Below are 19,182 nucleotides of genomic sequence, written 5' to 3' on the forward strand. Positions count from 1 at the left end.
TGCCCTGCCGAGAGCGCGTCGACCTCTTGCCACCGTTGGCTAATGGCATTAGCTTCGAGCCATGACCTCCTCCTCGACCCTGCAGCACCTGGCCACGCCCGAGGGGCGCGTGGCGTACGAGACCCGCGGGCCGCAGGACGGGCCGCTCGTCGTGCTCGTCCCCGGCATGGGCGACCTGCGCTCCTCCTGGCGCGACGTCGCCGCCGGGCTCGTCGCCTCCGGGCACCGCGTCGTGGTCACCGACGTGCGGGGGCACGGCGACAGCGACCCGACGTTCGACCGGCACGGCGTCACGGCCACCGCCGAGGACGTGTCCGCGCTGCTCGACGAGCTGGGCGCCGCCGCCACGCGTCCCGCCGTGCTCGTCGGCGCCTCCTTCGCGGCGGGCGCCGTCGCCCGCGTCGCGGCGCTCGAGCCGGCCCGGGTGCGTGCCGTGGTGCTGGTCGCGTACGCGGCCAACGACGCCGCGGCCTCGCCGGCCGTGCGCGCGCAGGTCTCGCTGCTGCTGCGCCGCCCCTGGGGCCCGCTGGCGTGGACCTGGTTCTACCGGTCGCTCCTGCGCGGCCGGCGCGCGACGTGGACGGCCCAGCACCTGCGGGCGATGCGCACGGCCCTGCGCCGGCCGGGGTACCTCGAGCAGCTGCGCGCCCTCGCGCTCGCGCTGGTGGCGGGCGGTCACGAGACGCTGCTCGAGCGTGTCACGTGCCCCGTGCTCGTCGTCACCGGCGCGCAGGACCCGGAGACGTCCGACCCCGCAGCCGCGCACGCCGCCGTCGTGGCGACCGCGCACCGCGCACCCGTCACCGGGCTCCTCGTGCCCGCGGCCGGCCACTACCCCCAGCACCAGCGCGCCGACGTCGTGACGGCCGCCGTGCTGGAGCTGCTCGCCGGGCTGCCGGCCGCCGCCGACGCCGGGCAGGCCTGAGTGCCGCGCGCCGGCCTGGACCGCGACGCCGTCACAGCGCTCGCCCTCGACGCCGTGGACGCCGGCGGCCCCGACGGCTTCCGCGGGCTGACGCTCGCCGCGGTCGCGACGCGCGCCGGGGTCGCCGTCCCGAGCCTGTACAAGCACGTCGCCGGGCTGCCCGGGCTGCGGCGCGAGGTCGCGCTGCGGTGCATCGCCGAGCTGGACGACGTCGTCGCGGCGGCGGCCGCCCGCGCCGAGGCCCCGCGCGAGCGCCTGCGCGCCGTGGCCCACGCGCTGCGCGCCTGGGCGCACGCCCGGCCGGGCCGCTACCAGGCCGTGCAGGAGGACTGGCGCGACCACCCGGACGCGGACGCGCTGCAGACCGCCGCCACCGCCGTCGTGGCACGCCTGGCCGCGCTCGTCGCCGACGTCGGGGTACCGGCGCGGCGGCACGTCGACGCCGTCCGCGCGGTCCGCGCGGCCGTGCACGGGTTCGTCGCGCTCGAGCTGGCCGGCGGGTTCGGCATGGCCGACGACGTGGACGCGAGCTTCGCCTACCTCGTCGACGGCCTGGTCGACGGGCTCACGACCACCGCGACGGTCCCCGAGGAGCGGTGACGCGGGGGCGCCGGCGCACCGCCGGCGCCCCCGCGCGCCGCGCAGGTCAGGCCAGCAGGTCACCGAGCCAGCGCAGCTGCGCCTCCACCTGCACCGCCTGCCCGCCCTCGTGGTCGTTGTACGGGTAGACCTCGATGCGCTTCGCGGGCTCGGCGCCCCCGAGCGTCCCGTAGTGGTGGTAGGCGGCGTAGACCGTCGACGGCGGGCACGTCATGTCCCGCAGCGCGACCGAGAAGAACGCCGGCGCGGTGGCGCGGCGCGCCAGGTGCACCGCGTCGAGGTACGACAGCGTGCGCAGGACCTGCTCCTCGTGGTCGCGGTGCACGGCCAGGTAGCGCACGACCTCGCCGTACGGGTCCCGGTCGGTGATCGCGAGCGCGCGCGGGAAGTGGCACAGGAAGGGCACGTCCGGCATCACCGCGACGAGCCCGTCGACGAGGCCGCCGACCGCGAGCGCGAGGCCGCCGCCCTGGCTGATGCCGGCGACCGCGACGCGCGCGGGGTCGACCCCCGGCAGCGCGCGGGCGGCCTCGACCGCACGCACCGCGTCCGTGACGAGACGGCGGTAGTAGTGCTCCGCGGGGTCGAGGATGCCGCGGGTCATGAACCCCGGGACGGCCGGGCCGCTGCCCGCAGGGTCGGGCGTGTCCCCGCCGGTCCCCCAGGCCGAGCCCTGGCCGCGGGTGTCCATCAGCACGTGCACGTAACCGGCGGCCGCCCACGCCAGGCGCTCCTGCGGCCGGCCCCGCCCACCGCCGTAGCCGAGGAACTCGACGACCGCGGGCAGCGCCCGGCCGTCGGACGCGGAACCCGCCGGCCGCGTCACCCAGGCGCGCACGCGGTGCCCGCCGAACCCGGAGAACTCGAGGTCCTCGACGTCCACGAGCCGCAGACGCGCGTCGTACGGGGTGCGGCGCACGTCGAGGTCGTGCGTCCGGGCGTCGGCGAGGGTCGACGACCAGAACTCGTCGAGGTCGGCGGGCACGTCGAGCTCGGGCACGTACCGCTCGAGCTCGGGCAGGGGCAGGTCGAACAACGCCATCGTCGGTCCTCCACGCGCGGCCGCCGGGCGCGGCGCACGCGCGGCGGCCCGGCGGAGGGGTCGGCCGGCGCCGAACGGCCGACCGCGCGCGATCGTAACCGCGAGCCCGCGGCCTGCCGAGCAGGGGCGTCAGCGCGCCAGGAACCCCAGCAGGTCGTGCCGCGTGAGCACGCCGACGGGCTTGCCGTCGTCGACGACCATGAGCGCGTCCGCCTTCTCCAGCGCCGCACGCGCCGCGTCCACGGACTCCCCCGACCCGACGATCGGCAGCGCGGCCTCCATGTGCCGGTCCACGCGGTCGGCGAGGGAGGCGGAGCCGGAGAACACCGCGTCGAGCAGCGCGCGCTCGCTCACCGCGCCCTGCACCTCCCCGATCATCACGGGCGGCTCGGCGCCGACGACGGGCATCTGCGACACCCCGTACTCGCGCAGGATCTCGATCGCGTCGCGCACGGTCTCGTTCGGGTGGGTGTGCACGAGCGCGGGCAGCCCGCCGGCCTTGGTCCGCAGCACGTCCGCCACGGTCGCCCCCTGGTCCGAGGCGAGGAACCCGTACGAGCGCATCCACGAGTCGTTGAAGATCTTCGACAGGTAGCCGCGCCCGCCGTCCGGCAGCAGCACGACGTACACCGCCCGTGCCGCGGCCTCGGGGTCGCGCTCCTGCAGCGCACGCGCGTGCCGCAGCGTCGCCTCGACCGCCATCCCGCACGAGCCGCCGACCAGCAGGCCCTCCTCGCGCGCCAGCCGCCGCGTCATCGCGAAGGAGTCGGCGTCGGAGACGGGGACGATCTCGTCCGGCACCGAGGGGTCGTACGCGCGGGGCCAGAAGTCCTCGCCGACACCCTCGACGAGGTAGGGACGCCCGTCGCCGCCGGAGTACACCGACCCCGCAGGGTCGGCCCCGACCACGACGACGCGGCCGCCGTCCGCCTCGGCGCGGTCCGCCGACACGTCGTGCAGGTAGCGGCCGGTGCCCGTGATGGTCCCGCCCGTGCCGACTCCCGTGACGAAGTGGGTGATGCGCCCCTCGGTGTCGGCCCAGATCTCCGGGCCCGTCGTGGCGTAGTGGCTCGCGGGCCCGTTCGGGTTGGAGTACTGGTCCGGCTTCCAGGCGCCCGGCGTCTCGCGCGCGATCCGGTCCGAGACCGAGTAGTACGAGTCCGGGTGGTCCGGCGGCACCGCGGTCGGCGTGACGACGACCTCGGCGCCGTACGCGCGCAGCACGTCGCGCTTGTCCTGGCTGACCTTGTCGGGGCAGACGAACACGCAGCGGTAGCCCTTGCGCTGCGCGACCAGGGCGAGCCCCACGCCGGTGTTGCCGGACGTCGGCTCCACGATCGTCCCGCCCGGCCGCAGCAGCCCGGCCTCCTCGGCTGCCTCGACCATGCGCAGGGCGATGCGGTCCTTCACCGACCCGCCGGGGTTGAGGTACTCGACCTTGGCCAGGACGGTGGCGGCGAGGCCCTCGGTCACGGACGTCAGGCGCACGAGCGGGGTGCCGCCGACGAGCTCGGAGATGTGCTGCGCGTACTTCACCCCACCATGGTCCCACCCCCCGGACGTGCACCCGCGCCGCCCCGGCACGCCGACGCCCCGCCGGCCGGGCGGCCGACGGGGCGTCGTGACGAGGGGCGGTGCGGAGCCGCCGCGTCAGTCGCTGCTGCTGAAGATCGCGAACAGGCGCAGGAACTCCAGGTACAGCCAGACCAGCGTGACGACGAGGCCGAAGGCCGCGGTCCACGCGAAGCTGCGCGGCGCGCCCTGCTCGACACCGCGCTTGATCGCGTCGAAGTCGACGATGAGGCTGAAGGCCGCGAGGCCGACGGCGAAGAGGCCGACGATGACGCCGATCGGGCCGCTGCGCAGCGGGCCGAACATCTCCGTGCTGGGCAGGACCCACATGAGCACGACGTTGACCAGCGAGAACAGCGCGTACCCGATCAGCGCGATGAGCAGGAAGCGCGTGGACTTGGCGGTGACGCGCACGCGGCCCGAGCGGTACAGCCACAGCGACGCCGCGAACGTCGCGACGGTCGCGAGGACGGCCTGCAGCACGATCGGCTGCGCGGACACGACCTCGCCGCCGCCCGCGGGGACGAGCAGGTTCTGGAAGACGAAGCTGATGCCGCCGAGGAACACGCCCTCCGCGACGGCGTAGGCGATGATCAGCGCCGGGCTGGGCGTGCGCTTGAACGCGTTGACGAGGCCGAGCACGAGGCCGACGATCGCGCCGACGATGTACAGGCCCGGCGCGACGAACCACGTGACCGCGGCGGCCGCGACGAGGATCGCGAGCAGACCGCCGGTCTTGATGATGACGTCGTCGTACGTCAGCCGGCCCGTCTCGCGGGTCGTGGCGGCGGGTGCGTCGTACATGGCCTCGAGGGAGGCGGCGTCGGCGACCGGTGCGCCGAACACGGGCGCCTGCGGCGCCGGGCGGCCGCCGCGGCGCTGCTGACGCGGGTCCGTGAAGACGGGACTGTTGTTGAAGACGGGATTCGCCATGGGTGCTCCTGGTCGTGACCGGCCGGGGTGTGCTGTCGACAACGTACTCAACGCACGACCTCCCCGCCTCGTTCCCGTCACCCATCCGACCCTGACCGGCTCTCGTCCCCGGGGATGAGAGACGACCTGCACGGATGGTTCCCCGGACGGTGCCGGCGCCGCGCTGCCCCGACCTACCGTCGTCGCATCCGCACACCGTCGACCCAGGGAGCCCGGCGCCATGATCGAGGCGCAGTCACTCACGAAGCGCTACGGCCGCACGACGGCCGTCGACGACATCACCTTCACCGTCCGCCCGGGCGCCGTCACGGGCTTCCTCGGCCCCAACGGCGCCGGCAAGTCCACGACGATGCGCATGGTCGTCGGGCTGGACCGTCCGAGCCACGGCTCCGTCACCGTCTCCGGCACCCCGTACGGGCACCTGCGCGCACCCCTCACCGAGGTGGGTGCGCTGCTGGACGCGAAGGCCGTGCACCCCGGCCGCACCGCCCGCCAGCACCTGCGCACGCTCGCCGCGACGCACGGCATCGGCACCAAGCGCGTCAACGAGGTCATCGAGCTCGCCGGCCTCGGGTCCGTCGCGAACAAGCGCGTCAAGGGCTTCTCGCTCGGCATGGGCCAGCGCCTCGGCATCGCCGCCGCGCTGCTCGGGGACCCGCACACCCTGATCCTCGACGAGCCGGTCAACGGGCTCGACCCCGAGGGCGTCGCGTGGGTCCGCACCCTGGTCAAGCACCTGGCGCGCGAGGGCCGCACCGTCTTCCTGTCCTCCCACCTCATGAGCGAGATGGCCGTCACGGCGGACCACCTGCTCGTGATCGGCCGCGGGCGGATCGTCGCGGACGGTCCGGTGCAGGATGTCGTCGCCCGCGCCACCCGCACCACCGTGCGCGTGCGGTCGCCGCACGCGACCGAGCTGGCCGCGCTCCTGGCGGGACCCGACGTGACCGTGGACGCGGTCGAGGCGGGCCTGCTCGAGGTGCACGGCCCCACCGCCGCCGCGGTCGGCGAGGTCGCCGCCGCGGCGCGCCTCGTGCTGCACGAGCTCACCCCGGTGACGGGGTCGCTCGAGGACGCCTACATGAACCTCACCGCCGACGTCGTCGAGTACCGCTCCGGCGGCACCTCGACCGGCACAGCGACCGGCACAGCGACCGGCACAGCGACCGGCACCGACACGACCCGCACGACCGCCACGGAGGTGGCCCGATGACCGCCCCCACGACCACGCCCCCCGCCCGCGCCGCCGCCGCACCCGCGTCGCACCGGTCCGGCCAGTCCGCCGCACGCGTGACGTTCCCGCGGGTCGTGCACGCGGAGTGGGTCAAGCTCTGGACGCTGCGCTCGACGTACTGGACGCTCGGCGTCGCCCTCGTGGTCCTCGTCGGGTTCGCGCTCATCGGCGCGATCTCGGTCCGGGAGTTCCCCGAGCAGCTCGGCGACGCCGCGGACGGCTCCGCCGCGCTGGTGTCGATCCTGCTGCAGCCGGGCCTCATCATCGGGCCGCTCGCGTTCGTCGTCCTGGCCGCACTCACCGTCACCGGCGAGTACGCCACCGGCGCGATCCGCTCGAGCCTCGCGGCGGTGCCCGCCCGCCTGCCGATCCTCGCCGCGAAGGCGCTGGTCGTCGCGGTCGTGGTGTTCCTGGCCACGGCGATCGGCACGGGCCTCGCACTCCTCGTCGGCGCCGCGGTGGTGCCCGAGCTCGCCCCCGACTGGGGTGCTCCCGAGGTCGTGCGCGTCGTGCTCGGCGGACCGCTGTACGTGACGGCGCTCGCGCTGTTCGCGCTCGCCGCCGGCGCTCTGCTGCGCAACACGGCGGCCACCGTGTCGCTCGTCATCGGCCTCGTCCTCGTGGTCGAGAACGCGCTCAACGCCATCCCGTGGGAGCCGCTGGAGTACGTGCGCCCGCTCCTGCCGTCGACCGCCGGCATCAGCGTCGCGTCGACCGAGGCGCAGATCGAGGCGGCCGGCCAGATGTTCCCCCGGGCGTTCGAGATCTCGCCCTGGGGCGGCTACGGGATCCTGCTCGGCTGGGTGGTGGTCCTGTTCGTCGCCGCGGCCGTGCGGCTGCGCACGCGCGACGCCTGACCCCGCGGTGCCGGCCGGAGGGGCCGGCACCCGGTGCAGCACGACGGCGCGCCGTCACCCCGGAGGGGGGTGGCGGCGCGCCGTCGTCGTGCCGGGTCAGGCCGCGTGCTTCGCGTGCGCGCCGCCCCTCGCCTCCGCGCGCCGCCGTGCCCGCTCCTGCCGGCGGTCGCGCCCCCGGTCCTGCGCCCGCACCACGAGCGTGTAGAGCACGGGCACGAGCACGAGGGTGAGCAGCGTCGAGGTGAACAGGCCGCCGATGACGACGATCGCCAGCGGGCGGGAGATGAACACGCCGCCGCCGGTGAGCCCGAGCGACATGGGCAGCAGGGCGAAGATCGTCGCGGCCGCGGTCATGACGATCGGCCGCAGGCGCTTGCGCGACCCCTCCATGACCGCGTCGTCCAGGTCACGGCCCCGCTCCCGGTACTGGTTGACCAGGTCGATGAGCACGATCGCGTTCGTCACGACGATGCCGACCAGCATGAGCACGCCGATGAGCGCCGGGACGCCGAGGGGGGTGCCCGTCAGCAGCAGGCCGATCAGCGCGCCCGTCGCCGCGAACGGCACGGACACCATGAGGATCACCGGCTGCAGCAGCGACCGGAACGTCGCGACCATGACGACGTAGACGATCGCGATCGCCACGAGCAGCGCGAGGCCGAGGTCGGCGAACGCCTCCTCCTGGTCGGCCGCCACGCCGCCGACCTCCACGCTCGCCCCGGCGGGCACGTCGACGTCCTCGAGCGCGGTGCGCAGGCGCTCGGTGAGGGCGCCGAGGTCCTGCCCCTCGGGCGTCGCGGAGACGGTCGCGGCGCGACGCCCGTCGATGCGGGTCACGGACACCGGCACCTCGACCGTCTCGACGCTCGCCACGGAGGTGAGCGGGACGACGCCCGCGGGCGTCGGCAGGACGAGCTGCCGGAGCTCGTCCACGGTGCCCGGGGCCGCGGTCGCCACGACCGTCACGTCGAGCGGGCCGTTGCCGAGGTCGACCGTGCCGACCGGCTGCGGGCTGAGCAGCCCGGCCACCGTGCCGACGACCGCCGTCTCGGTGAGGCCCGCCGCGGCGGCCGCCGCGCGGTCCACCGTCACCTGCACGGTCGGCTGGGCCGCGGAGAGGTTGTTCGTGACGTCGGTCGTGCCCTCGACGCCCTCGACGGCCTCCTCGACCCGCGCGGCGAGGTCGGCCAGCTCGTCGGTGTCGTCGGCCTGCACGACGACGTCCACCGTGGACGAGCCGAAGGCCGCGTCGGCGCCCGCCACGACGACCTCCCCGTGGGTGCCGTCCGTCAGTCCGCCGACGGCGTCGCGCACGTCCGCCTCCACGGCGGCGTTGTCGCCGTCGGGCGCGAGCGTGAGGGCGTACGTGGCGCGCGGGGTGGACCCGCCGCCGAACGCCGCCTCCAGCCCGCCGGCCGACCCGACCGTGGTCTGCACGGTCTCCACGCCGTCGACGCCGAGCAGCGCCTCCTCGGTCTCGCGGGCCGCGGCGTCCTGCGCCTCCAGCGACGTGCCCGCGGGGAACGTCTCGGTGACGGTGAGCGTGTCCTGGCCGGCGTCCCCGAGGAAGTTCGTCTCCAGGCGCGTGGACAGCCCCACGGTGCCGGCGAGCACCGCGACCGCGGCGAGGACCGTCAGCACGGGGTGCGCGAGCGAGCCGCGCAGGGTCGCCAGGTAGCCGCGCTGCAGGAGGCCGCGCCGCTCCTTCTCCTCCGCCGCGTGGCGCTGCTGCTCCGCCTGCGCGGCGTGCGCGCCGTCGGCGCGCACGAACCAGTAGGCCAGGACCGGGACGATCGTCAGCGACACGAGCAGCGACGCCCCGAGCGCCACCGCGGTGGTCACGGCGAACGGCCGGAACAGCTCGCCGACCATGCCGCCGACCAGCGCGATCGGCAGGAACACCGCCGCGGTGGCCACCGTCGCGGCGGTGATGGCCGCCGCCACCTCGCGCACGGCCGTGGTGATCGCCTCGCGCTTCGGCTCGCCGTACGACAGGTGCCGCTTGATGTTCTCGATGACGACGATGGAGTCGTCGACGACGCGCCCGATCGCGATGGTCATGGCGCCGAGCGTGAGGATGTTGAGCGAGTACCCGCCGACCCGCAGGCCGATGAACGTGACGAGCAGCGACAGCGGGATCGAGATGGCCGAGACGAGCGTCGAGCGCAGCGAGCGCAGGAACAGCAGGATCACGACGACCGCGAACACGAGGCCCAGACCGCCCTCGGTGGCCAGGCCCTCGATGGACTCCTCGATGAACGGCGCCTGGTCGAAGACGACCTCGACGTCGACGCCGTCACCGAGCTGGGCGCGCAGCTCGTCGACCGCCGCCTGCGCACCGTGCGACACGTCGACGGTGTTGCCCGCGGGTGTCTTCGTCAGGGCGACGGCGAGCGCCGGCTCGCCGTCCAGGCGCGAGAAGGACGTGGCGGGGACGGGGGCGACGACGACGTCGGCGACGTCGCCGAGCGCCACGGGCGCGCCGGTGGCGGAGCCGAGCAGCGGCAGCGCCTCGAGGTCCTCGACCGACGTGATCTCCGAGCCCGCCTGCACCGACAGCGTCAGGTCCCCGTCCGCGACGGTGCCGGTGGGCAGGACCACCCCGTTGTCCTGCAGCACGGACTGCACCGCGGTGGGCGCCAGGCCGGCGGCGGTGAGCGCCGGCAGGTCCAGCGTGATGGTGACCGCCTCGTCCGCGACGCCCGAGACGGTCACGTCGCGCACGCCCTCGACCTGCTCGAGGCGCGGCACGACCGTCTCCTCGACCACGCGGGCGAGCGCGGCCTGCGGGTCCTCGCCGTCGGCCACGTCGTCGGGCGTGCCGGCGACGGCGAGCTGGACGACCGGCAGGTCCTCGATGGAGCCGGTGATCACGGTCGGCTCGACACCCTCGGGCAGCTGCGAGCGGATGCGGTCGACGGCGCGCTGGACGTCGCCCGCCGCAGCCTCGACGTCGATGCCGTAGGTGAGCTCGACGGTCGTCGTCGACACCGACGTCGCGGACGTCGACGTCACCGACTCCACGTCGTCGACCGCCGAGATCGCCTGCTCGATCGGCTCGGTGAGCTGCTGCTCGACGAGCTGCGGCGACGAGCCCGGGTCGACCGCGACGACGACGGCCGTGGGGATCTGCAGCGACGGGATGAGCTCGGACTTCAGGGAGCCGAGGCTGATCCAGCCGAACACCGCGATCGCGACGGTGATCAGCGCGACGACGGACCGGTTGGCGAGCGACAGCCGGGCGAGCCGGGACATGGGTCCTCCGGGGGCGGCCGGCACGCGCGCCGGACCGGGCTGGGACGGGGTGGTCGATCGCGGAACGTGTGCCTGCGGCAACAGGTTCCCGGAGCGCGGGTGTGACCTGCGTCGCCATCGTCGCACGCCTGCCGCCGCGCATGACGGACCGCCGTACGTTCCCGTCGCGACGGAGGTTAGGCTCACCTACGTGACGCTCCCCGGTGCCCCGACCACCACGCCCCAGGCCTCCCCCACGGCGCCCCGTCGGCGTCCCGCACCCGTGCTGGCGCAGGTGGTGCGCACGGAGCGGCTCACGCCCCGCCTCGCGCGGGTCGTCCTCGGCGGTCCCGGCATGGCACCGTTCGACACCCCGGAGCACGCCGACTCCTACGTGAAGCTCGGCTTCGCCCCGCCCGGACCGCGTCCCCTCGGGCCCGACGGCCGGATCGACGGCGAGGCGCTGAGGGCGGCACTCCCGCCGGGCGAGGAGGTGCGCCTGCGCGCCTACACCGTGCGCGCCTACGACCCCGCGACGCACGAGCTGACCCTGGACTTCGTCGTGCACGGCGACGAGGGCCTCGCCGGTCCCTGGGCGGTGGCCGCGCAGCCGGGCGACGACGTGCTGGTGTTCGGTCCCGGTGGCGCGTGGTCGCCCGACCCCACCGCGGCGTGGCACCTGCTCGTGGGCGACGCGAGCGCGCTCCCGGCGGTCGCCGTGGCGCTCGAGCGGCTGCCGCGCGACGCCGTCGGGCTCGCCGTCTTGGAGGTGCACGACGCGGGCGAGGAGATCGCGCTCGACGCCCCCGCCGGCGTCGAGGTGCGCTGGGTGCACACCGGCACGGGCGTGCCCGGCGTCGCCCTGGTCGACGCCGTGCGCGCGTGGACCTGGCCGACCGAGCGGGTGTGCGCGTTCGTCCACGGCGAGGCCGGTGCCGTGAAGGAGCTGCGCGCCTACCTGCGCGCCGAGCGTCGCGTCGCGCGCGGCGACCTGTCCATCTCCGGCTACTGGCGCCTCGGCGCCGACGACGAGGGCTGGCGCGCCGCGAAGCGCGACTGGGCGGCCCAGATCGAGGCGGCGGAGGCCGCCGCAGGCCTGGACTGACCCACCGGGCCGGGCGGTCAGCGGTAGTACGTGCCGATGAGCTGCCCGTCCAGCTCGTGCACGGCGACGTCGAGGTCGTAGACGTCGGACAGCACCTCGGGCCGCACGACCTCGGCCGGGGGCCCGTCGTGCGCGACCCGCCCGTCCTTCATCGCGACGATCCGGTCGGACCAGCACGACGCGACGTTGATGTCGTGCAGCACGACGACGACCGTCTTGCCGAGCTCGTCGGTCGCGCGCCGCAGCAGGCGCATCATGCCGACCGCGTGCCGCAGGTCCAGGTTGTTCAGCGGCTCGTCGAGCAGCACGTGGTCGGTGTCCTGGCACAGCACCATCGCGACGAACGCGCGCTGGCGCTGCCCGCCCGACAGCTCGTCGAGGAACCGGTGCGCGAACGGCTGCAGGTCGAGGAAGTCGAGCGCGCGCTCGACGTGGGCGCGGTCCTCGACGGTGTACCGGCCCTTGCTGTGCGGGTAGCGCCCGAACGTCACGAGGTCCCGGACCGTCAGGCGCGAGCCGACGTGCGCGTCCTGCCGCAGGATCGCCAGCCGGCGTGCGAGCACGTCGCTGCGCGTCGTCGTCACGTCCATGCCGTCGACGAGGACCGTGCCGGCGTCGGCGGGCAGCAGCCGGGACATGATCGACAGCAGCGTGGACTTGCCGGCGCCGTTCGGGCCGATGAGCGCGACCAGCCCGCCGTCGGGCACGTCGAGCGAGACGTCGTCGACGACCGTCGTGGCGCCGTAGCGCTTGGTGACGCCGCGGACCTCGATCACGGGTGCTCCTTCGGGGGACGGACGGGGACGGGCGGACGGTCACCGCGCCGCCCCGCGGACGAGCAGGACGAGGAACAGCACCCCGCCGACGAGCTCCACCACGACGCCGAGGCTCGTGTCGAAGCCGAGCACGCGCTCGAGCACGACCTGCCCGGCGACGAGGAAGAGCGTCGAGACCAGCGCGGCCCCCGGCAGCACCCAGCGGTGCTGGTGCGTGCCGAGCACGACGTACGCGACGTTCGCGACGAGCAGGCCGAGGAACGTCACGGGCCCGACGAGCGCGGTCGACGCGGAGACGAGGACGGCGACGACGACGAGCACCTCGAGCACCGCGCGCCGGTACGGCACGCCGAGTCCCGTCGCGCACTCGCGCCCGAGGGCGAGCACGTCGAGCACGTGCCGGCGGTGCCACGCGAACGCGCACCCCGCGGCGACGAGCGCGGCCGTGATCCCGAGCAGGGTGTCGTCGATCGCGTTGAACGACGCGAACAGGCGGTTGGTGAGGACCGCGAACTCGTTCGGGTCCATGATCCGCTGCAGCATCCCGGACGCGCTGCGCAGCAGCGTGCCGAGCACGACGCCGACGAGCAGCAGCAGGTGCAGCGAGCGCCGCTGCCCGCCGAACAGCCACCCGAACAGCGCGACGGCGCACCCGACCATGACGGCCACCTGGGCGAGGAACATGCCGGTCGCGGGCAGCGCGGCCAGCGCCGCACCGCCGAGCACGAACACGAGCACGGTCTGCACGAGGGTGAACATCGCGTCCATGCCCAGCAGCGACGGCGTGAGGATGCGGTTGGCGGTGACGGTCTGGAAGAGCACGGTGGCGACGGCGACCGCGGTGCCCACGACGGCCAGGCCCGCGAGCTTCGTCGCGCGGAAAGGCAGCACGAACGACCACGACCCGGTGGCGCCGACCGTGAGGAACGCGGCGGCCGCGGCGAGGACGAGGACGGCGAGGACGACCAGGACGAGGCCCGGACGGCGACGGGTGCGGGCGGTCGGCAGCGCGGTGCCGGTGCGCGCGGCGAGGTCAGCCGACACGACCGGCCCCCGTGTCACGGCGCAGCAGCAGCCAGAGGAACAGCACCGACCCGACGACGCCGACGACGACGCCCACCGGCACCTCGTACGGGTACCGCACGAGCCGCCCGACCAGGTCGCACCCGAGCACGAGCGCGGCGCCGAGCGTCGCGACCCACGGCAGGGTGCGGCGCACGTCGTCGCCGCGCAGCAGGCTCACGACGTTCGGCACGACGAGCCCGAGGAACGGCACGACGCCGACGGTGACGACCACGACGGCCGACACGACCGAGACGAGCACGAGCCCCAGGGTCATGGTCCGCCGGTGATCGAGGCCGAGGTTCGTGGTGAACGCCTCGCCGAGCCCGGCGACCGTGAACCGGTCGGCGGCGACGTACGCGGCGACCGCGAGCGCACCGGCGACCCACAGGGTCTCGTAGCGCCCGGCGAGGACGCCGGAGAAGTCACCGGTCGACCACGCGCCGAGCGCCTGCAGCAGGTCGGTGCGGTAGGCGATGAAGGTGGCGACGGCGGAGACGACACCGCCCAGCACGATGCCGACGAGCGGCACCACGAGCGGCGAGCGCAGCGGCACGCGGCGCAGCACCGCGAGGAACAGCGCCGTCCCGGCCAGCGCGAACACCGTCGCGGCGACGATCTTCGCCGCCACGGGCAGCGCGGGCGCGACGATCGTGACGACGAGCAGGCCCAGGAGGGCGAACTCCACGGTGCCGATCGTCGAGGGCTCGGCGAACCGGTTGCGCGCGAGCATCTGCATGATCGTGCCGACCACGGCCGTCGACGCCCCCGCGAGCAGCAGCGCCGCCGTGCGCGGGCCGCGGCTGACCGCCACGAGTCCCCACGCGTCCGGGTCCAGGCGCAGCAGGTCCGCGGGCCGGACGTCCGCGACGCCGACGAAGAGGCTGACGACCGCGAGCACCGGCAGCAGCCACGCGGCCGCGACGAGCACCCACCGCCCGCGGCGCGGTGCCGGCGCCGCCACGCGGGCGGGGCCGGCGGCACGCCGCGGCCCGCCCCGGTGGGTGCACCGGGGACGGGCCGCGTGGCGGGGGTGGTCGCGGTCACTGCACGCCGAGAGCGGTCGCGATCTCCTCGGTCATGCCCTGGAGCGTCGGCAGGCCGCCGTTGACGACGTACCAGGCCGCGCCGTCGAGGTGGACGACGTGGTCCTGCTGCCACGCGGGCGTGCCGTGGACGAGCGGGTTGTCGAGCACCTGCTCCGCGGCCTGCGACTCCTCGCCCACCGCCGCGTCGCGGTCGAGGACGAACAGCCACTCGGGCGCGGCCTCGGCGACGAACTCGAACGAGACGGCCTCGCCGTGCGTCGCCGCCTCGACGTCCTCGACGGCGGGCACGACGCCGAGCGTGTCGTGCAGGAAGCCGAACCGCGACCCCGGTCCGTACGCGGTGGCCTTGCCGCCCGCCGTGAGCAGGATGAGGCCCGTGCCGGCGTCCGCGGCCGCGGCGCGCACCTCCTCGATCGACGCGTCGAGGTCGGCCACCATCTGCGCGACCTCGTCCTCGAGGCCGAAGACCTCCCCGAGCACCTCGCTGTTGGCGACGACGGACGCGTGGAAGTCCGCCCAGTCGTTCGACAGGTCGATCGTCGGCGCGATCGTGTCGAGCTCCGGCAGCGCCTCCGACGAGCGGCCCGCGACGATGATGAGGTCCGGCTCGAGCGCGTTGACGACCTCGTAGTCGGGCTCGAACAGGGTGCCGACGTCGGTGTACTCGTCGCTCGCGTAGGAGGCGAGGTCGCCCGGCAGGTTCTGCTTGGGCAGGCCGGCCACCTCGACGCCGAGGGCGTCGAGCGTGGAGAGCGACGCGAGGTCGAACGTCACGACGGTCTCCGGCTGGAACGGCACCTCCGTCTCGCCCTGCGCGTGGGTGACCGTCACGGTCGTGGGCGCGTCCGTGGTCGCGGTGGCGTCGTCGCTGGCGCCGGCCGTTCCGGCGCACGCGCCGAGGGCGAGGACGGCGGCGACGGCGAGGGCCGTGCCGCGCAGGCGGGTGGACACGAGGGTCTCCTGGGGTGGGTGGGACGAGGCCGTGCCCGGTGCGCGCCCCGGCCACACAGGTGAACCTAACAAAGGCACGCCTAACCTCATAACCCGCGGCACCGTGACCCGCACCACGTCGCGCCCGCAGGCCGCGGCGGTCCGGCGCGACGCCGCCTGACGCCCGCGCCCGTGGGGCGTACCGTCGACGGCAGCGCGTCGACCACGTCAGGAGGTCCGCCGATGGCGACCCGCACCCCGTCCCGCGGTCCGCAGGCCGCGGCCGACGACGACCCCCGCGAGCACGTCGAGGTCGGCGTGCTCCTGCCGAACGGCCGCCTCGCCGGGCGTCGCTTCGCGTCCCGCACGGAGGCCGAGCGGTGGGCGCGCCCCGAGGACGGCGAGCAGGTCGTCGAGTACAACCTCGTGTGCGACTGCGACATGTGACGGTGCCCCCGCCGGGGTTCGAACCCGGACTGGACCGGGTTTAAGCCGGTTGCCTCTGCCGGTTGGGCTACGGGGGCGCACCACGGTGCGCACGCCATGGTGCCAGTCCGTCGCGGCGCGGGCCGGGACGTGCGACAGCCCCGTGACCGTCGCACGGTCACGGGGCTGTCGTCACGTCGGGTGCGCCGTCGTCACGGCGCCGGCGTCACTTCTTCTCGGCGTGCTCGTCCCGCTTCTCGGCCGGCGAGCCGGGCTCCGCCTTGTAGGACGGCAGCGACTCCTGCGGCTTCGCGCCGTCCGTCGGGGGCGTGTCCTGCGTCGTCTGCTCGACCTTCGGCTTCGGCGGCACCGCCGCGGCGCGGAACTCCGCGCGCGGGTCGTGCAGCGAACCGAGCGCCACGACCTCGCGGCGCAGCAGCAGCGCACCGGTCCAGCCGGCCATGATGCGGATCTTGCGGTTCACGGTCGGCATCGCGAACACGTGGTACGTGCGGTGCAGCACCCACGCGAGGAACCCGCGCACCTTGATCCGGCCGAACATCTGCGCCACGCCCTTGTACATGCCGAGCGAGGCGACCGCGCCCACGTTCTTGTGCTTGTACGGCGTCGGCTGGCCCGAGCGCAGCACGACCGCGAGGTTGTCGCCGATGTGGTTGCCCTGGCGCAGCGCGTGCTGGGCGTTCGGCGGGCAGGTCTTGCCCGGGTTGAACAGGTCCGGCACGGCGGCGCAGTCGCCCGCCGCGTACGCGTCCGCGACGACCGTGCCGTTCTCGTCCGTCACCTGCAGGTACTCGTTGGCGATGACGCGGCCCATCTTGTCGAGGGGCAGGTCGGACTCGCGGAGCACCGGGTTCGCCTTGACGCCCGCGGTCCACACGACCGTCTCGGCGTCGAACTCCGTGCCGTTCGACAGCACGATGTGCCCGTCGACGCAGGAGTTGAGGAACGTCGACAGGAAGATCTCGATGTTCCGCTTGCGCAGCTGCTCGAGCGTGTAGCCGCCGAGCTCCTCGCTCACCTCGGGGAGGATGCGCGGGCTGCCCTCGACCAGGACGAAGCGCAGCTCCTCCTGCTCGATCTGCTTGTAGTGCTCGACCGCGTAGCGGGCCATGTCCTCGATCTCGGCGAGCGCCTCGATGCCCGCGAAGCCGCCGCCGACGAAGACGAACGTGAGCATCTTGCGACGCAGCTCGGGGTCCCAGGTGCTGGAGGCCACGTCGATGCGGCCCAGCACGTGGTTGCGCAGCGCGATGGCCTCCTCGACGTTCTTGAAGCCGATGCCCTGCTCCGCCAGGCCCGGGATGGGCAGCGTGCGGGCGACCGACCCGAGGCCGACGACGAGGTGGTCGTAGGTGACCCAGTACGGGTCGCCCTCGACGGGCGTGATCTCCACGCGACGGTTCGCGTGCTCGATGTGCGTGACGTGCCCCTGCAGGACGTCGATGCCCTTGAGGGCCCGCCGGTGCGGCGCGACGACGTTGCGCGGGTCGATCGAGCCGGCCGCGGCCTCGGGCAGGAAGGGCGCGTACGTCATGTACGGGCGCGGGTCGACGACGACGATCGCGGCGTCCCGCTTGCCGAGGCGCTTGCGCAGGCGGCGCGCGGAGTACAGGCCGACCGTGCCCCCGCCGAGGATGACGACGCGCGGGACCTTGCGCGGCTTGCCCTCGGGCGCCGGCATCAGCTTGCCGGACGCGGACGGCGCACCGACCTCGGAAGTGGACGTCTGAGCCATAGGGCTAACGGTAGAGGCGCAGGCCGGGTCCCACCTCCTCGGCGCCCGGTGACGGTGCGCACACCCGAGCACCGGGCGCCGTGAGGTGGGCGGCGCCGCCGGTCAGCCGGCGGTACCCCTGCCGTCCGCCTCGCTGCGGGCCACGGCGGTCTCCGGGAGGACCTGCTCGGCCGTCCCCGGCTCGTCGTCGTGGGACGTCCCGGCGGTCCCGGGCTGCCGGGCGTCCCCGCCCTCGACGTCCGTCAGCCGCTCGACCCGCACGCGCGTGATGCGGCGCCGGTCGACCTCGACGACCACGAGGCGCACGCGCGCCGGCCGCACCTCGGCCTCGTCGTCGCGGTGGTCACCGCCGTCCCCGGCGGGCACGTCGACCGCCGCACCCGCGTCGGGGATGCGGCCGAGCGCGGCGAGGACGAACCCGGCGACGGTCTCGTACGGCCCCTCGGGCAGCGTGACGCCCGTGCGGGACGCGAACTCCTCGAGCGTGAGCCCGGCGTCGACCGCCTCGCTGCCGACGACGGTCGCGGGCACCAGGTCGTACTCGTCGACGATCTCGCCCACGAGCTCCTCGAGCAGGTCCTCGAGCGTCACGATGCCGTCCGTGCCGCCGTACTCGTCGACGACGACGGCGATGTGGGAGCCCGTGCGGCGCATGAGCGACAGGGTCGGCAGCACCGCGTTCGTGCCCGGCAGCGACAGGATCGGGCGGGTGACGTCCCGCACGGTCGTCGCCGCGACCTCGACGATCGCCTCGACGACGCCCGCGCGCCCGTGGGCGTCCGGGTCCTCGTCCGCCTCGCGCACGGCGCGCGCCACGGGCGCGAGCAGGTCCCGCACGTGCACGAAGCCCACGATGTCGTCGAAGTCCTCGCCCGTCACCGGGTAGCGGGAGTACGGCAGGTCGCCGACCGTGCGCGCGGCCTCCGCGATCGGCGCGTCGGCGGCGAGGAACTGCACGTCGCCGCGCGGGCGCATCGCCTCGACGAGCGAGCGGTCCCCGGCGGAGAAGACGTCGTCGATGAGCCGGCGCTCGTCCTCCGGCAGGTCAGGGTGGCTGCGCACCAGGTCGCGCAGCTCCTCGTCGGTGATCTGCTCGCCGGTCGCCTTCGGGTCCAGGCCGAACAGGCGCACGACGCCGTCGGTGCTCTTCGACAGCAGCCAGATCACCGGGGTCATCGCCACGGCGAACTTGTCGAGGGGCGGCGCCACCGCGAGCGCGACCCGCTGGCTCTGCTGCATCGCGATGCGCTTGGGCACGAGCTCGCCGAGCACGAGCGACAGGTACGCGATGACGAGCGTGAGGACGACGAGCGCGACGCCCTCGGCGGTCCCCCGGTTGAGGCCGAGGGCCTCGAAGAGGGGCGCCGCCGACGGTGCGAGCGTCGAGGCGCCGAACGCGGCCGAGAAGAACCCGGCCACGGTCACGCCGATCTGCACGGCCGCGAGGAAGCGGTTCGGGTTGCGCGCCACGGAGGCGACGCGCGCCCCGCGTGCCGACTGCTTCTCGAGCTGGACGAGCTGCGACTCGCGCAGCGAGACCAGGGCGAGCTCGGTGCCGGCGAACACGCCGCCGACGAGGATGAACAGCAGGACGAGGCCGATGTCGGCCCAGGTGTCGGCGGTCATGGCCTTTCCGGGGGTGGGGGTGCTGGCAGCATAGGGAGAACGCGCCCCGTCCGCC

The 19,182-nt window shown here is 74.7% G+C and carries 16 protein-coding genes and 1 tRNA gene; 6 read left to right on the top strand and 11 right to left on the bottom strand.

Going from position 1 to position 19,182, the window contains the following annotated elements; translation table 11 throughout:
- Window positions 1-61 precede the first annotated feature (61 nt).
- Window positions 62-925: an alpha/beta fold hydrolase gene (locus tag GC089_RS14015; RefSeq protein WP_155378175.1), complete on the top strand. Its 864-nt coding sequence runs from the start codon at window positions 62-64 to the stop codon at window positions 923-925.
- Window positions 926-1,525 carry a TetR/AcrR family transcriptional regulator gene (locus tag GC089_RS14020; RefSeq protein ID WP_196250713.1) on the top strand — a complete coding sequence of 200 codons (600 nt, stop codon included), beginning with the start codon at window positions 926-928 and terminating at the stop codon, window positions 1,523-1,525.
- 46 nt (window positions 1,526-1,571) lie between these two features.
- Here GC089_RS14020 and GC089_RS14025 read toward each other — a convergent pair whose 3' ends face one another.
- The 3 genes from GC089_RS14025 to GC089_RS14035 form a co-directional block, all read right to left on the bottom strand.
- Window positions 1,572-2,567 carry an acetylxylan esterase gene (locus tag GC089_RS14025; RefSeq protein ID WP_155378176.1) on the bottom strand — a complete coding sequence of 332 codons (996 nt, stop codon included), beginning with the start codon at window positions 2,565-2,567 and terminating at the stop codon, window positions 1,572-1,574.
- A gap of 129 nt (window positions 2,568-2,696) precedes the next feature.
- A complete protein-coding gene (locus GC089_RS14030) occupies window positions 2,697-4,103 on the bottom strand; it encodes a cystathionine beta-synthase (RefSeq protein ID WP_155378177.1) in 1,407 nt (468 codons plus the stop codon).
- Between the two features lie 114 nt (window positions 4,104-4,217).
- Complete coding sequence (locus GC089_RS14035; RefSeq protein WP_155378178.1) at window positions 4,218-5,072, bottom strand: Bax inhibitor-1/YccA family protein; 855 nt, start codon at window positions 5,070-5,072, stop codon at window positions 4,218-4,220.
- Window positions 5,073-5,292: 220 nt separating this feature from the next.
- Between GC089_RS14035 and GC089_RS14040 the strand changes: the two genes are divergently transcribed.
- Both GC089_RS14040 and GC089_RS14045 read left to right on the top strand, forming a co-directional pair.
- Window positions 5,293-6,285, top strand: a complete 993-nt coding sequence (locus tag GC089_RS14040; protein WP_155378179.1) for an ABC transporter ATP-binding protein — start codon at window positions 5,293-5,295, stop codon at window positions 6,283-6,285.
- On the top strand, window positions 6,282-7,163 hold the full coding sequence (locus tag GC089_RS14045; RefSeq protein ID WP_155378180.1) for an ABC transporter permease subunit: 882 nt from the start codon (window positions 6,282-6,284) through the stop codon (window positions 7,161-7,163). Before GC089_RS14040 ends, GC089_RS14045 begins: the two co-directional genes overlap by 4 nt.
- Before the next feature lie 96 nt (window positions 7,164-7,259).
- On the opposite strand, the gene GC089_RS14050 is transcribed toward GC089_RS14045, so the two are convergent.
- Window positions 7,260-10,418: an efflux RND transporter permease subunit gene (locus GC089_RS14050; protein ID WP_155378181.1), complete on the bottom strand. Its 3,159-nt coding sequence runs from the start codon at window positions 10,416-10,418 to the stop codon at window positions 7,260-7,262.
- A 190-nt stretch (window positions 10,419-10,608) separates the two neighbouring features.
- Here GC089_RS14050 and GC089_RS14055 point away from each other — a divergent pair, with 190 nt between their 5' ends.
- Window positions 10,609-11,502 carry a siderophore-interacting protein gene (locus GC089_RS14055; protein WP_370514010.1) on the top strand — a complete coding sequence of 298 codons (894 nt, stop codon included), beginning with the start codon at window positions 10,609-10,611 and terminating at the stop codon, window positions 11,500-11,502.
- A gap of 17 nt (window positions 11,503-11,519) precedes the next feature.
- On the opposite strand, the gene GC089_RS14060 is transcribed toward GC089_RS14055, so the two are convergent.
- The 4 genes from GC089_RS14060 to GC089_RS14075 form a co-directional block, all read right to left on the bottom strand.
- Complete coding sequence (locus GC089_RS14060) at window positions 11,520-12,278, bottom strand: ABC transporter ATP-binding protein (RefSeq protein WP_155378182.1); 759 nt, start codon at window positions 12,276-12,278, stop codon at window positions 11,520-11,522.
- Between the two features lie 39 nt (window positions 12,279-12,317).
- Window positions 12,318-13,322, bottom strand: a complete 1,005-nt coding sequence (locus GC089_RS14065; protein ID WP_230684822.1) for an iron chelate uptake ABC transporter family permease subunit — start codon at window positions 13,320-13,322, stop codon at window positions 12,318-12,320.
- Entirely contained in the window at window positions 13,312-14,304 is a 993-nt protein-coding gene (locus GC089_RS14070) for an ABC transporter permease (RefSeq protein WP_230684823.1), read from the bottom strand. Before GC089_RS14070 ends, GC089_RS14065 begins: the two co-directional genes overlap by 11 nt.
- A 79-nt stretch (window positions 14,305-14,383) precedes the next feature.
- Window positions 14,384-15,340 carry a siderophore ABC transporter substrate-binding protein gene (locus GC089_RS14075; protein ID WP_230684824.1) on the bottom strand — a complete coding sequence of 319 codons (957 nt, stop codon included), beginning with the start codon at window positions 15,338-15,340 and terminating at the stop codon, window positions 14,384-14,386.
- Between the two features lie 222 nt (window positions 15,341-15,562).
- On the opposite strand from GC089_RS14075, the gene GC089_RS14080 reads away from it, so the two are divergent.
- On the top strand, window positions 15,563-15,766 hold the full coding sequence (locus tag GC089_RS14080) for a hypothetical protein (RefSeq protein ID WP_155378184.1): 204 nt from the start codon (window positions 15,563-15,565) through the stop codon (window positions 15,764-15,766).
- Between the two features lie 3 nt (window positions 15,767-15,769).
- On the opposite strand, the gene GC089_RS14085 is transcribed toward GC089_RS14080, so the two are convergent.
- The 3 genes from GC089_RS14085 to GC089_RS14095 form a co-directional block, all read right to left on the bottom strand.
- Window positions 15,770-15,843 (bottom strand) — tRNA-Leu (locus GC089_RS14085).
- A 128-nt stretch (window positions 15,844-15,971) separates the two neighbouring features.
- Window positions 15,972-17,447, bottom strand: coding sequence for an NAD(P)/FAD-dependent oxidoreductase (locus GC089_RS14090; RefSeq protein ID WP_230685254.1), 1,476 nt, complete (start codon window positions 17,445-17,447; stop codon window positions 15,972-15,974).
- 156 nt (window positions 17,448-17,603) lie between these two features.
- Window positions 17,604-19,127: a hemolysin family protein gene (locus GC089_RS14095; protein ID WP_155378186.1), complete on the bottom strand. Its 1,524-nt coding sequence runs from the start codon at window positions 19,125-19,127 to the stop codon at window positions 17,604-17,606.
- Window positions 19,128-19,182: the final 55 nt, after the last annotated feature.

The organism is Cellulomonas sp. JZ18, from assembly GCF_009720485.1.
Taxonomy (GTDB): Bacteria; Actinomycetota; Actinomycetes; order Actinomycetales; family Cellulomonadaceae; genus Cellulomonas.

Coding starts and splice junctions, on each gene's coding strand:
- GC089_RS14090 (WP_230685254.1), bottom strand. CDS start 17,447: ATGCCGGCGCCCGAGGGCAAGCCGCGCAAGGTCCCGCGCGTCGTCATC.
- GC089_RS14080 (WP_155378184.1), top strand. CDS start 15,563: ATGGCGACCCGCACCCCGTCCCGCGGTCCGCAGGCCGCGGCCGACGAC.
- GC089_RS14025 (WP_155378176.1), bottom strand. CDS start 2,567: ATGGCGTTGTTCGACCTGCCCCTGCCCGAGCTCGAGCGGTACGTGCCC.
- GC089_RS14095 (WP_155378186.1), bottom strand. CDS start 19,127: ATGACCGCCGACACCTGGGCCGACATCGGCCTCGTCCTGCTGTTCATC.
- GC089_RS14040 (WP_155378179.1), top strand. CDS start 5,293: ATGATCGAGGCGCAGTCACTCACGAAGCGCTACGGCCGCACGACGGCC.
- GC089_RS14045 (WP_155378180.1), top strand. CDS start 6,282: ATGACCGCCCCCACGACCACGCCCCCCGCCCGCGCCGCCGCCGCACCC.
- GC089_RS14035 (WP_155378178.1), bottom strand. CDS start 5,072: ATGGCGAATCCCGTCTTCAACAACAGTCCCGTCTTCACGGACCCGCGT.
- GC089_RS14015 (WP_155378175.1), top strand. CDS start 62: ATGACCTCCTCCTCGACCCTGCAGCACCTGGCCACGCCCGAGGGGCGC.
- GC089_RS14050 (WP_155378181.1), bottom strand. CDS start 10,418: ATGTCCCGGCTCGCCCGGCTGTCGCTCGCCAACCGGTCCGTCGTCGCG.